The sequence below is a fragment of the Actinomyces sp. Marseille-P3109 genome (assembly GCF_900323545.1).
GTDB lineage: Bacteria > Actinomycetota > Actinomycetes > Actinomycetales > Actinomycetaceae > Actinomyces.
This window is the reverse complement of sequence record NZ_OOHN01000008.1, coordinates 2,930,329-2,942,685: the sequence shown is the minus strand read 5'-3', so window position 1 is coordinate 2,942,685 and position 12,357 is coordinate 2,930,329. Positions and strand designations below refer to the sequence as shown.

Annotated in this window: 10 protein-coding genes; 4 read left to right on the top strand and 6 right to left on the bottom strand. The window is 63.8% G+C overall.

From position 1 onward, the window contains the following. Positions 1–67: 67 nt before the first annotated feature. Entirely contained in the window at positions 68–385 is a 318-nt protein-coding gene (locus BQ8008_RS12650; protein WP_159086815.1) for a zinc-binding dehydrogenase, read from the bottom strand. 160 nt (positions 386–545) lie between these two features. On the opposite strand from BQ8008_RS12650, the gene BQ8008_RS12645 reads away from it, so the two are divergent. From BQ8008_RS12645 to BQ8008_RS12635, 3 genes are read left to right on the top strand one after another with little or no spacing between them, the layout of a single operon-like run. After that, positions 546–1,247: a hypothetical protein gene (locus tag BQ8008_RS12645; RefSeq protein ID WP_199907998.1), complete on the top strand. Its 702-nt coding sequence runs from the start codon at positions 546–548 to the stop codon at positions 1,245–1,247. Then, a complete protein-coding gene (locus BQ8008_RS12640; RefSeq protein WP_108834318.1) occupies positions 1,247–3,835 on the top strand; it encodes an ABC transporter ATP-binding protein/permease in 2,589 nt (862 codons plus the stop codon). The genes BQ8008_RS12645 and BQ8008_RS12640 overlap by 1 nt, the downstream gene beginning before the upstream one ends. Then, on the top strand, positions 3,832–5,553 hold the full coding sequence (locus BQ8008_RS12635) for an ABC transporter ATP-binding protein (protein WP_108834316.1): 1,722 nt from the start codon (positions 3,832–3,834) through the stop codon (positions 5,551–5,553). The genes BQ8008_RS12640 and BQ8008_RS12635 overlap by 4 nt, the downstream gene beginning before the upstream one ends. 768 nt (positions 5,554–6,321) lie before the next feature. Here the strand turns inward: BQ8008_RS12635 and BQ8008_RS12630 are convergent. Both BQ8008_RS12630 and BQ8008_RS12625 read right to left on the bottom strand, forming a co-directional pair. Next, positions 6,322–7,206: an IS3 family transposase gene (locus tag BQ8008_RS12630; RefSeq protein ID WP_159086814.1), complete on the bottom strand. Its 885-nt coding sequence runs from the start codon at positions 7,204–7,206 to the stop codon at positions 6,322–6,324. Further along, positions 7,203–7,445 carry a transposase gene (locus BQ8008_RS12625; RefSeq protein WP_159086813.1) on the bottom strand — a complete coding sequence of 81 codons (243 nt, stop codon included), beginning with the start codon at positions 7,443–7,445 and terminating at the stop codon, positions 7,203–7,205. The genes BQ8008_RS12630 and BQ8008_RS12625 overlap by 4 nt, the downstream gene beginning before the upstream one ends. 1,476 nt (positions 7,446–8,921) lie before the next feature. Here BQ8008_RS12625 and BQ8008_RS12620 point away from each other — a divergent pair. Further along, on the top strand, positions 8,922–10,880 hold the full coding sequence (locus BQ8008_RS12620; RefSeq protein ID WP_159086812.1) for a hypothetical protein: 1,959 nt from the start codon (positions 8,922–8,924) through the stop codon (positions 10,878–10,880). Positions 10,881–11,032: 152 nt separating this feature from the next. Here the strand turns inward: BQ8008_RS12620 and BQ8008_RS12615 are convergent, their stop codons facing one another. The 3 genes from BQ8008_RS12615 to BQ8008_RS12605 all read right to left on the bottom strand — a co-directional run bounded on the left by BQ8008_RS12615 (position 11,033) and on the right by BQ8008_RS12605 (position 12,169). After that, positions 11,033–11,281 (bottom strand): integrase core domain-containing protein, encoded by a 249-nt coding sequence (locus tag BQ8008_RS12615; RefSeq protein WP_108834308.1) that lies wholly within the window; start codon positions 11,279–11,281, stop codon positions 11,033–11,035. A 180-nt stretch (positions 11,282–11,461) separates the two neighbouring features. Beyond that, positions 11,462–11,797, bottom strand: coding sequence for an IS3 family transposase (locus BQ8008_RS12610; RefSeq protein ID WP_159086811.1), 336 nt, complete (start codon positions 11,795–11,797; stop codon positions 11,462–11,464). A gap of 129 nt (positions 11,798–11,926) precedes the next feature. Continuing rightward, positions 11,927–12,169: a transposase gene (locus BQ8008_RS12605; RefSeq protein WP_108834304.1), complete on the bottom strand. Its 243-nt coding sequence runs from the start codon at positions 12,167–12,169 to the stop codon at positions 11,927–11,929. Positions 12,170–12,357 lie beyond the last annotated feature (188 nt).

Genomic DNA, 12,357 nt, shown 5'->3' with positions numbered 1-12,357 from the left:
GCGACTCATCAACTCAACGTCACCACCGAGCTGCGGGCACTTCCCGGACTTCCCAGAGCCCCACGGGTCACGGGAGCAGGACGACCTTGCCGGTGCCGTGGCCGGAAGCGACGGCCCGGTGGGCCTCAACGGCGCCGACGAGAACGAAGGTCTCGAAGGCGGTCGGCGTCAGCTCTCCCCGCGCGGCCAGGTCGACGACGCTCTCAAGCCACTCGCGCCTGGTGTGGACGTGCGTGACGGCGAGTCGGACACCGGCCTGCTCCACCTGCGCCTCGAGGTCACCGGCCCCTGCGCCGAGGCCGATGAGGGTGCCGCGGACGGCCAGCAGCGCCGCCTCACGCGAGCCGGCAGCGAGGCTGAGGGCGACGTCGATGGCGCCCGCCACGCCCCAGCCGGGCGCGCAGGGCAGCGTGATGATGCCGGCGGCGGCGTGAACGACACCGGGTAATCCAGTACGACGCAGCGCCCGCCAGGACGGCTTGACCGGCCTGATACCGCATGTTTAGCATACCCTTAGTTATGGTCATCAACTTTGAGGTAATAGGATGCGAAAGGCTGAAATGACGCGGATCGGAGGGCGGCCTCGACAGATCGAGACGGCGGACATCGTCCGTGCGGGCAGGGAGCTGGGTCTGGTGCAGCTGAGTCTGAGCGGGGTGGCGGCCCGACTGGGCGTATCGTCCACGGCGCTGTACCGGCACGTCGACGGGAGGTGGGGGCTGGAGAGCCTGGTCGGCGAGAGCATCCTGTCCGACCTGGTGCTGGTCGACGACACCACCCAGAACACGACGCAGCACCTGCTGTCGATGGGGTTGCAGCTACGGTCGTTCATCCTCGAGCATCCCGGGCTCACGGCATACGTACAGACGCTGTTCCCACGCGGGGAGAGCGGCCGCCGGCTGCTGGCGTCTGAGGTGACGGCGCTGGGTCGACGCGGGTACTCGGCAGACGCGGCGATCGCGCTGGTGTCCGCGGTCGCGTCAATCTCGATCGGGTACGCGGCCGCGGAGGACACGCAGCGTCAGCGAGCGGAGGAGCGTGCGGCGCGAGAACGGGATGCGATCAACGCCATCCGGACCGATCCGCGGTTGGGCGAGGCGCACCATGCGCTGCCGGACGTCGGCGCGGACGAGTATGTGCGGTTGTGGCTGGGCGCGGCGGTGCGGGCATTCGTGGAGATGGCACCGCCGGGCCGTTCGGCGGCGCAGATCAGAGCGGCCCTGGAGGCCGCCGGGAAGGGGCAGTGATGGCGAAGCGGGGACTGAACGGGGCGGTCCTGCGCGCCTACGGCGCGCAGGACCATGAGGCTACGGTCACCGGGACGGAGATGATCTCACCGGGAGTCGTGCGGGTGCGGATGCATTCGGCAACACTGCTGGAGGGGGACGTGGTCGCGCCGACCGCGGCGCTGCGATTCTGGTTCCCGGACCATGAGGGTGCTGACAAGGAGCATCAGCGGGGGTACACGATCGCGGAGGGTGACGCGGCCACCGGGGACTTCGCCGTCGAATTCGTGTTGCACGAGCCTGCGGGGCCGGCGTCAGCGTGGGCACAGCGGGCGAGGCCGGGGATGACGGTCTCGGTCACCCCGTTCGGCAGCACCCGGTTCGACCTGCCGGAGGAGCTGCCTGCAGGATACCTGCTGATCGGTGACGCGGCGTCCATTCCGGCCATCAACGGAATTCTGGGGATCGTGCCAGACGAGGTGCCGATCGAGGTCTACCTGGAGGAGCACGAGGACACGGACCGTCTCATCCCCCTCGTCGACCATCCACGGGCGAGGGTGCACTGGGTACCGAGGCGCGGCCCGGCGTCGCTCGCGGCGGCCATCGAGGCGCGGGACTGGTCGGACTGGTTCGCGTGGATGGCACCAGAGTCGGGATCGTTGAAGCAGCTGAGGGTCAGACTCCGGAAGGAATTCGGGTTCCCCCGCAGCGAGACCCACGCCCAGGCCTACTGGTACTACGGGCGTCCGTTCGGATCGAACCGGTCCAAGGCAGCCCCGGAGCAGGTCCCCGCCGACGAGCCGATCGCGGCCGCGACGTCGGCGAAGGTATCGACGGCGGGTGCGGTGGGCCGAGGTGCGTGGCGGGCGCGAGCGGGGGGCCGGCTGATCGCCCCGTTGCGACCGACGCTGATCGTCGCCGGGGTGCTGCAGGCGCTGGCCACTCTCGTACAGCTGGCCCCGTACGTGCTGGTGGTGGAGCTGGCCCGCCGGCTGCTGAGCGGGGCGGACACGGCAGCGTTGTGGACGCTGGGGATCTGGGCACTGGCGCTGCTGGCGGCAGGGGTGCTCCTCTCATCCGCGCTGACGGTGTGGCTGCATATTCGCGACGCCCGTTTCGCCCGCGAGCTGCGTTCCCGGCTCCTGGGCAAGCTCGCCCGGGTGCCACTGGGCTGGTTCGACACCCGCGGGTCGGGACAGGTGAAGCAGCTGGTGCAGGACGACACCCTGTCACTGCACTACCTGGTCACCCACGCGGTGCCGGACGCGGTCGCAGCGGTCGTCGCCCCTATCTCGGTGCTGGCGTACCTGTGCGTCGTGGACTGGCGTCTCGGGCTGCTGCTGCTACTTCCCGTGCTGGCCTACATGTTCGGTATGGCGGCGATGATCACCCAGTCCGGACCAAAGACGTCCCTGGCATCGAAATGGGCCGAGCGGATGAGCGTGGAGGCAGGAGCCTACCTCGAGGGGCAACCGGTGATCCGGGTGTTCGGCGGGGCGGCCGCATCAACGTTCCGCGCCCGGCTGGGTGAGTACATCGAGTTCCTGCGCGCCTGGCAACAGCCGCTGATCGGGCAGCGGACCTTCATCGACCTGGTCACCCGGCCGGGCACCTTCCTGCTGCTGATCTGCACGCTGGGGACCCTGCTGATCACCACCGGTAGCATGAAAGCAGTCAACCTGCTGCCGTTCCTGCTGCTCGGAACCTTGTTCGGTGCCCGCCTGCTCGGCATCGGCTATGGCATCTCGGGACTGCGCGGCGGCCTGACCGCCGCCCGTCGTATCCAGGTCGCCCTCGACGAGACCGAGCTCACAACCACCGCGTCCGTCGCCACCAACACCGTGACGGAGACGGGTGTAGTCGAGTTCGACCGGGTCGGGTTCTCCTACAGGCCGGGCGTGCCCGTGCTGGAGGACATCAACCTGACCCTCCGGCCGGGCACCGTGACCGCGCTGGTCGGGCCGTCCGGGTCGGGGAAGTCCACCCTCGCCGCGCTGCTGGCCCGATTCCACGACGTGGGTACCGGAGCAATCCGCATCGGTGGCCGTGACCTGCGCGAGCTGGACGCCGACGAGCTCTACACCCGCGTCGGGTTCGTGTTCCAGCAGCCCCAGCTGGTGCAGGGTACCGTGCGGGACAACATCGCCCTCGCCGTCCCCGACGCCACCCCAGACGAGGTCGAGGCAGCGGCGCACGCCGCACAGCTGCACGAGCGGATTCTGCGAATGACAGACGGGTACGACACCGTGCTGGGGTCGGGCGTGGCGCTGTCGGGGGGCGAACGTCAACGTCTCACCATTGCCCGCGCCATCCTCGCCGACACCCCGGTGCTCGTGCTGGACGAGGCCACCGCGTTCGCCGACCCCGAATCCGAGTACCTCGTCCAGCAGGCCCTGAGCCGGCTTACCGCGCGGCGCACCGTGCTGGTGATCGCGCACCGGCTGCACACCGTCACCGGCGTGGACCGGATCGTCGTACTCGACAACGGCCGAGTCGCCGAAACCGGTACCCACGACGAGCTGCTCGCCCGCAACGGCCGCTACCGGCGGCTGTGGGAAGCCCGCACCCCGTTCACCACTCCCCCAGAGTCGAAGGGCGATCCGTCATGATCCGAGCACTGCTCGACCTGCTGCCTGCCCGCAGCGGCCGCCACGTCGCCGTGCACCTGACCCTCACCGTGCTCGGCGTGATCCTGCGCGCCGCCGGTGCCGTACTCCTCGTGCCCCTCGTCGGGGCGCTGTTCAGCGGCGACCCGGCCTCCGCCTGGCCCTGGCTGGGCGCCCTCGCCGCGGCCACCGTCGCAGGCTGGGTCATTGACGCCGCCGCGGCGAGGCAGGGATTCCGGCTGGGTTTCGAGATCCTCGACTCCGGTCAACGCACAGTCGCCGACCGCATCACCGATATCCGGCTGAGCTGGTTCACCGCCGAGCACACCGCCACCGCCCGCCAGGCCGTCGCCGCGACCGGACCCGACCTGGTCGGCATCATCATCTACTTCGTCGCCCCACTGGTCAGCGCGATCCTGCTGCCCACCATGATCTCGATCGCCCTGCTCGCCCTCGCGTGGCAGCTCGGCGTGGCCGCCCTGGCCGGGATCGTGGTGCTGCTGGTCGCGTTCTGGGCCTCCGGACGGCTCGGCCGGAACGCCGATCGAGCCGCGGCCACCGCGAACAACCGGCTCACCGAGCGGGTGCTGGAGTTCGCCCGCACCCAGCAGGCGCTGCGCGCCGCACGACGAGTCGCTCCCGCCCGCAGCCACGCCGGCGCCGCCCTGACCGTGCTGCACGGTGCAACCATGCGGACACTGCTGCTGCAGGTCCCCGGCCAGCTGCTATTCGGTCTGGCCAACCAGCTCGCCCTCCTCGCCCTCGTCGCCACCACCGTGACCCTCACCGTGGACGGGTCCCTCACCGTTCCGGAGGCGATCGCGCTCGTCGTCGTCATCGTCCGCTACCTGGAAACCTTCACCGTGCTCGCCGAGCTCTCGCCCGGCATCGAGACCGTCACCGGGACCCTCCGCCGCATCCGCAAGGTCCTCCAGGCACCCCGCGACCCGAACGGCGACACCCGCCCCCGGATCGATCGCGCCCCGAGAATCGAGCTGCGCGACGTCGGGTTCGGTTACGACACCGGGCCGCGGGTCTTCGACGGGCTCGACCTGACCTTCGAGCCCGGCACGACGACGGCGATCATCGGCCCGTCCGGATCGGGCAAGAGTACGGTCCTGGCGCTCATCGCAGGCCTGCAGCACCCTGACAATGGGGCCGTCCTCATCGACGGGCACAACCTCGCGACTGTCGACTCCGCCACCCGACGCGGCCTTGTCAGCATGGTCTTCCAGACCCCCTACCTGTTCGACGGCAGCATCCACGACAACATCCGGGTCGGCGACCCAGATGCCACCGACGTCGCCGTCGACACCGCGGCCCACCTGGCACGCGTGGACACAGTGATCGACCGGCTCGGCCCGAGACAGGTCGGGGAGTCCGGCGCCTCGATATCCGGCGGAGAACGGCAACGCGTCTCGATCGCGCGGGCGCTACTCAAGCCCGCACCGGTCCTGCTCGTGGACGAGGCCACCAGCGCCCTAGACACCGAGAACGAAGCCGCTGTCACCACCGCGCTCACCGACGACCCCACCTCCCGCACCCGGATCATCGTCGCACACCGGCTCTCCAGCATCCGCGCCGCTGACCGGATCATCTTCCTCGACGACGGTCGCGTCGTCGAGGACGGCGCTCTCCCGGATCTGATCGCCGCGGAGGGCCGGTTCGCCGAGTTCTGGAGACAGCAGGATGCCGCCGCCGGCTGGCGCCTCGGTACCTGAGGGTGTACCTGGGATGTGGCGTGTGGGTCCGGTCTGGGGGCTGTGAGCCCGGTGGATCGGGGAGGTCTGCGTAGTCGGTTTACCAGGAACGTGCTCGAGGCTGCCTTGGAGGACATCAACCAGATCTCGTGCTCTCCGGCCGGCCATACGCGGTCTGTCCGCAGCAGAGGACCCTCGCGAACCTCGAGGAGGTCCGCAGTACTCGGGTCTGCAAGGACACGATCTACCGGGTCGACGCCCGTTGCCACAAGGAGGCTCAGCCTGAGGCCGCCTCCCAGACGAACGGACCACACTGAGCCGCCTATACCTGGTGACATGGTCCCCCTGACCCCATGGGAGGCCGTCGGACACGCCGGACGACCAGGTGAAGGTCCGCACCCCACGCCTTCACGATCACCTCCCAACGACGATTCGACAAGGAACAGTCACCGAACCCCGCCGGACCCCACACGTCGCTCACCCGGCAGCCTGTCTACGGCCTGGGCGACGGATCCTCAGCCTCCATGGATGGAATCGATACGGGCGCCGACTGCGTACAAGCGGATGACGGGATCATTGTGAGCAAGCCTCCTAGTTCTCAGCGGAACTCGAGGCGACGGCAGTCTTGGGGATCCATCGGATTGCCAGGGCGCCGAGCCCGACACAGATAAGTGCAGCAACGATGGCAACCGCATGAAAGCCGGACAGAAAAGAAGTTTGCGCCAGTTCGAAGTCCGCAGATGCAGTTTGGACTGCTGGGTGTTTTTCGGACAGTGCTTGTTTTGTGTTTCAGGCTGCCTTAGTCAAGTCCAGGAACTCGCGTTCGACCTCGTTCGGGCTGCGATATCCCAGGGCTGAGTGAAGGCGAACATGATTGTATCTCAGCTCGATCCACGAGGCAATATCACTGACCGCCTTATCCTTCGTGGGATACACCATCCGGTGGACCCTCTCATTCTTCAGCGTGGCATTAAATGACTCCGCCCACGCATTGTCCCAACACACCCCCATGCGCCCCACCGAGGGGCGAATCCCGTAAGCCTTGAGGTGGTCCAGGAACCTCTGAGACGTGTACTGACTACCTCGGTCCGAATGAAAGACCGTCACGCCCTCCTCGACTGGGCATCTCTTGACCGCCATGTCAATGGCCTGGCACACCAAGGACGTGTGCATGTGGTCGGCCATCGCATAACCCACGACCTTCTTGGTGCAGCAGTCCAGAACAGTAGCGAGATAAATGAATCCGGCCCACGTCCTGACGTAGGTGATGTCCCCGCACAGCTTCTTGCCGGGCTCATCTGCGGTGAAGTCCCGCCTGAGCAGGTCCGGCCGCTCACCCAGGTCCTGGGCCGGCACCGTGGTTCGGACTTTCGCCCGTGGTTGCGCGGCCTTCAGCCCCAGGTCACGCATGATGGACCGAATCGTGGCCCCGTCCGCCCGCACACCACGCCGCTCCAGGACCACCTGAATCCGTCGGTACCCGTAGGTACCATCGGAGTCCTCAAAAACGTCCTTGCTCATCACAGCCAGCTCCTCCCTCCGAATGGCCGTCTGCGACTGGGGACGGTCGCGCCAAGAGTAGTACCCTGATTTTGATACCCTGGACCACCGGCACATCGAGGAGATGGGATAATGGCCTTCTTCGCGGTTGATCAGCTCGTAGCGCTCGGTCACGGTCGTTCCTTGACAAGCCAGGCGGTTGCTTTTTTCAGGAACTCATTCTCCTGACGCAGCTCACGGACCTCCGCTCTCAGTTTCGCTATCTCGGCTGACTCGGAGGCCTTCTCGCGGTCCTGGTCGGTGGCATGCCCTTTCCTGTACCTGGCGACCCAGTTACCTACCGTCTGGGGGACAAGGTCATACGACGAGGCGACCGAGGAGATGGTGCGTTCCGTCTCGATGACTTCACGCACCACCTGCTCCTAACAGCTCCTCCGAGTATCTCGCTGCTGGCATGGTATCCATCCTATCGACTCACGGGAAGAAAACTCCCCCAGTCCGAGAAACACCACGCACCCCAGCTCTAAACACGATCACGTCTGAGGCCTCCCTCTGAACGCCGCGTGCGCCAGCCGAAGGCCACTCGCACGAAATCCTGAAACTGCCATGGGCGACGGAAGGGTGTCGTCACCCTGGCCGCTCCATGTATGGTGGGTACCATGAAACGATCTGGCGGCGGTGTGGCAGCCGCATTCGGGTTCAGATACCAGTACCTAATCACGGTTGACTTGTTGCTGGACTTGTACTCCAAATCTTCGCCTGACTGGTCAGTCGACGTTGACCCTGTCGACCAGGACTCAGCCGACATCATTGTTCACTTGTCAGCAGGCGATCCACCCGACCGCGTCCTCCAGGTAAAGGCGTCTCTATCGAGCTCATCGACCACGATCGGGATCGAAGAAACCCGACGAATATTAGACGGCCTGCGCCGCGAGCACCCTGGAGCTCGGCGATGCGAACTCCTCACCAACCGAAGAAAAACAGCCGGACTCGAAACAGAGTTGGCACACGAAAAATCAACACTCCTTAGACAAGGAGAGCGCTTCGTCTCACATCAGGAATCACCTCATCAACTGGTTGAGAAGCTGTTGCATACCATCGGACGTTTGCGCGCCACCGGAGATGGCGGGACTGGCCGCGAACTGCAGTACTTGCTTCTGCGTCAACTAATTGACCGCGTACACGAGGCGGGGTCCAACACAAACAACCAACGCTTGTCCTACGATGACATTCGCGAGATTCTAACGGGCTCAAATCCTCTACTATCTAGCACCCTAGGAGCGCGAGCCTGGGGAAAGTGCATTCAGGTCCCTGTCGGGAATTATATCGAGCGAGAGGAATCCTCTCGATTCCTTGAGACGAACCTCCCTATCGGCTCGCTCTATGAGGGCGCCCCCCAGATCGCGGTCCTGAAGGGGATGTCCGGTACCGGAAAGTCCGCCGCCGCCTATCTACATGCTCGATCGCTCCTAGAACACGTCGCGTTCGTCCTCTGGCTGGACGCAAGTTCGGTAGGAGTGCTCGAATCGCAAGTTCCGATGGCACTTCAAGAACTGGGGGCAACGACTACTCCCACCGATGTGCCCGCACGCGATCTCGTGGAGGTTTTGTCGGGATCGCCCGTACCTTGGCTGCTGGTCCTAGATGGGGCTTCCTCTTTCGACGAGGTTTACCCCTGGATACCACGTAGTGGCTACGGACAAGTCCTCATAACCACACGGGTGGCGACCTGGCCGAACTCTCTCGCGCCAACAACTTCCCTAGATGCATTTGACGAGATCGAAGCGCGCCGTTTTTTGGCGCGACGGTTTGGGCAAGCAATCGAGTCGTGGTCAACTGAACAGATATCCGCTTGTGACGCTATATCAAGAGCACTCGCTGGATGGCCCTTGGCTCTGGAGTTAGCGGTTGGTTGGATTGCTCGACATGGTGGCCCAGAAAAAGCCTTGTTGCCGTTCTCTGACCGACTGGATCGCCTCGACTTGGACAGCGAGGATTTACTGCCACATGGATATCCTCGAACTGCGGCCCAAGTGGTACTAGCTGACTGGAAAGAACTATCCCCAGAAGCGCAAACACTGGCGTCATTCTTGTTGATTACAGGTGGAAGCCGCGTTCCCTGCCGTCTTCTGCTTGATGCCCTAGCCCAGCTTGGGATGACCAAAAAGGCATTGGACGACCTCCTTGTCTCTGGATTCATTAAGCAGGAGATCCTCACACCGGGTCAGGCTCACGATTTGGATGAGGTCCTAACAGTTCATGGTTTCGTTCAGCTAGTCATGGCGAAACAGAGTATCACGCTGAATGGGCCTGAGGTATGGGCTATCCTGAGCACCAGCGACAAATGGGTGCGGCAGCTGACCGAGGATGGACGCTTTCGCGAAGGCGCTGCCTTAATTCGTCCCATCGACTATTTCCTCCGGCAGACGGTCGAGGTGTTCAAAGACAGCCCTGAAGTCTTGGTCCTGGCCAGCATGTCTATGCACAACTTCGCTCAGTTGGCCTTCATCACCTCGCAGGCTACGATCTCCCGCTTCTGGTCGCGCGTGGCCTTCCAGGTCCGGCAGGACCAGCTGGAGTTGGTCCGCGACCATGCGACGTGGGTACAGATGCAACTTCAGACCCTATCCGTTATCGCCATCACTGCCGCGCGTCTTCACAAGGTTGAGGAGGTTGTCGAAGTCGGGCTCCTCACCAAGGCTGTGCTGCAAAAGGGCAACGAGGACGCCCTATGTGATCCGGCTACGAAACACGCGCTGCGCATGCTCCGGGATGTACTGCATTCGTGCCTGCCTGACTCCAGTCCGCCTCGCGCTCGTGACGCGTTGCAGGCGCTGGACGCCTTGGTTCCTCCAGGAGCACCTGACCCAGCGGTGAGCGGGGCAGGAAACGCTCTACTCCACAGGCTCCATATCGAAAGAGTGACAGCGCTCCTGCTGGTGGAACGCAGTGCCTGGCAGGCTGGGGTGGATACCGCGCTGGGCGCCGCAAACCAAGCTCTGGAGGAGGGAGCCCTCGTCGATCACTTGGTGGATGGGCTCCTCGACGTGGGCCTTGAACTGATGATCGAGGCTAGTAAGCGTCCACTGGAGACCCCCGAGCTCCTCATCGCCTCAGCCAGGCGCCTCGTGGTGTGGCTGGATGAAAACTCCGCTGCGCTAGAGGAGACTAATCACCAGAGCCGTTATGCGATTCTGAGAGCCTTCACGGAGGAGGGCCCCGAGCCCCTCTTCGACGTGATCAGGAGACTTCCGGCTCCCAAGCAGCGCACACGCCAGTTGGATGTTTGGGCGCACCTGGCGATGATCCTTCGAGAACAGCGCGAATCCATGCGCTACCGCAAGATTTTCAGCGATCCGCCGCCATCCGTCTACGTTACGCACAGTATCGATGGGGGCGACCAACTCAACGTCTGGTGGCGAGACACCGAATCCGCGACACCCGAGCTTTGGGTGCACGCCCCAGGAATAGTCACCGTCAGCTCTTTGGGGCGCATCGACCCCGTCCGTCAGGGAATGGAGCGCGCGGGACTTCTGGAAGTCGCTCATGACGAACCGCCGCAGCCTACCCCTGGCTGGATAGCACAACTCACCGGGGACAGGATCAACATATTTGACGCGGAAGGAACCCCTTGGGTAAACGTCGAGAATATTCCGACCCAAATCGTCGAACAGATTTGCGCTCATGGAGGCTTGACACTCATTTACGGAGATTTGGCAACTACTCACCCCACAGATCAACGTCTGAGCGGCTGGATTTCCCTGGCCGCCGACAACAACCAGTCGCGCCCGAACCCTCAAAACCTTCCGATGCCATGGTGGCGTCGACTCTTCTGTTGGCGTTTCTAGCCGCTTTTCGCAGGAGCAACTCTGACGCATCCGTCCAGCGTAAATGACAAGCGCAACCGCGCAAGCACTCAGCCGCAGGGCACATGAACTGGCCGCTGATGACGGAACCTTGGACTGCTGGGTGTTTTTCAGACAGTGCTTGTTTACTTGTTTCAGGCTGCCTTCGTTAAGCCCAGGAACTCGCGTTCGACCTCGTTCGGGCTGCGATATCCCAGGGCTGAGTGAAGACGGACATGATTGTATCTCAGCTCGATCCACGAGGCAATATCCTTGACCGCCTTATCCTTCGTGGGATACACCATCCGGTGGACCCTCTCATTCTTCAGCGTGGCATTAAATGACTCCGCCCACGCATTGTCCCAACACACCCCCCGTGCGCCCCACCGAGGGGCGAATGCCATAGGACCTGAGATGGTCCAGGAATCTTTGAGACGTGTGACGTGTACTGACTTCCCCTGTCCGAATGAAAGATCGTTACGCCCCTGTCAACCGGGCACCTGCGTACAGCCATGTCAATGGCCTGGCACACCAGGGAGGTACGCATGCGGTCGCCCATCGCATAACCCACGACCTTCAAGGTGTCAGCAGTCCAGAACAGTAGCGAGATAAACGAATCCAGCCCACGTCCTGACATAGGAGGGGGCACCTCCCGCCTGCGGGGGAATGTCCCCGCACCACTTACGCCCAGGTTCGTCAGAGGTGAAGTCCCGCCCGAGAAGGTCAAGGCGCTCACCCAGGTCCTCAGCCAGCACGGTGGTGCGGGCCTTCGCCCGTGGTTGCGCGGCCTGTAGCCCCACATCCCTCATGATGGAGCGGATGGTCGACCCGTCGGCCCGCACACCGCGCCGCTCCAGGATCACCTGAATTCTTCGATACCCGTAGGTACCATCGGAGTGCTCAAAGATGTCCTTGATCATGATGGCCGTCTGCGACTGGGGTCGATCGCGCCAGGAATAGTATCCAGATTTTGATACCCTGGTCCACCGGCACATCAAGGAGATGGGGTAGGGGCCTTCTTCGCGGTTGATGAGCTCGCAAGCGCTCGGTCACGGTCGTTCCTTGGCGAAGAAGCCAGCTGCTTTTTTCAGGAACTCATTCTCCTGACGCAGCCCGCTGTTCTCCGCCCTGAGTCTCGCGATCTCAGCCAACTCGGAGGCTTTCTGACGATCCTGATCGGTGGCATGCTCTTTCCGGTACCTTGCGATCCAGTTACCTACCGTCTGGGGGACAAGGTCATACGAAGAGGCAACCGAGGAGATGGTGCGTTCCTTCTCGATGACTTCACGCACGACCTGGGCCTAGCAGCTCCTCCGAGTATCTCGCTGCTGGCCTGGGATCTATCCTATCGACTCAAGGGAAGAAAAACTCCCCCAGTCCGAGAAACTCCACGCACCCCAGACCTCTATAACAAGTGCGAACCAGCTGAGCGACTCATCCTCAACCGCGCCCTGTTCACTCGCATCACCATCGACGACGA

What these genes read in the sequence shown, in the direction of transcription:
- BQ8008_RS12645 (WP_199907998.1), top strand. Translation starts at nt 546, where the DNA reads ATGCGAAAGGCTGAAATGACGCGGATCGGAGGGCGGCCTCGACAGATC.
- BQ8008_RS12640 (WP_108834318.1), top strand. Translation starts at nt 1,247, where the DNA reads ATGGCGAAGCGGGGACTGAACGGGGCGGTCCTGCGCGCCTACGGCGCG.
- BQ8008_RS12635 (WP_108834316.1), top strand. Translation starts at nt 3,832, where the DNA reads ATGATCCGAGCACTGCTCGACCTGCTGCCTGCCCGCAGCGGCCGCCAC.
- BQ8008_RS12615 (WP_108834308.1), bottom strand. Translation starts at nt 11,281, where the DNA reads ATGGCATTCGCCCCTCGGTGGGGCGCACGGGGGGTGTGTTGGGACAAT.
- BQ8008_RS12610 (WP_159086811.1), bottom strand. Translation starts at nt 11,797, where the DNA reads ATGATCAAGGACATCTTTGAGCACTCCGATGGTACCTACGGGTATCGA.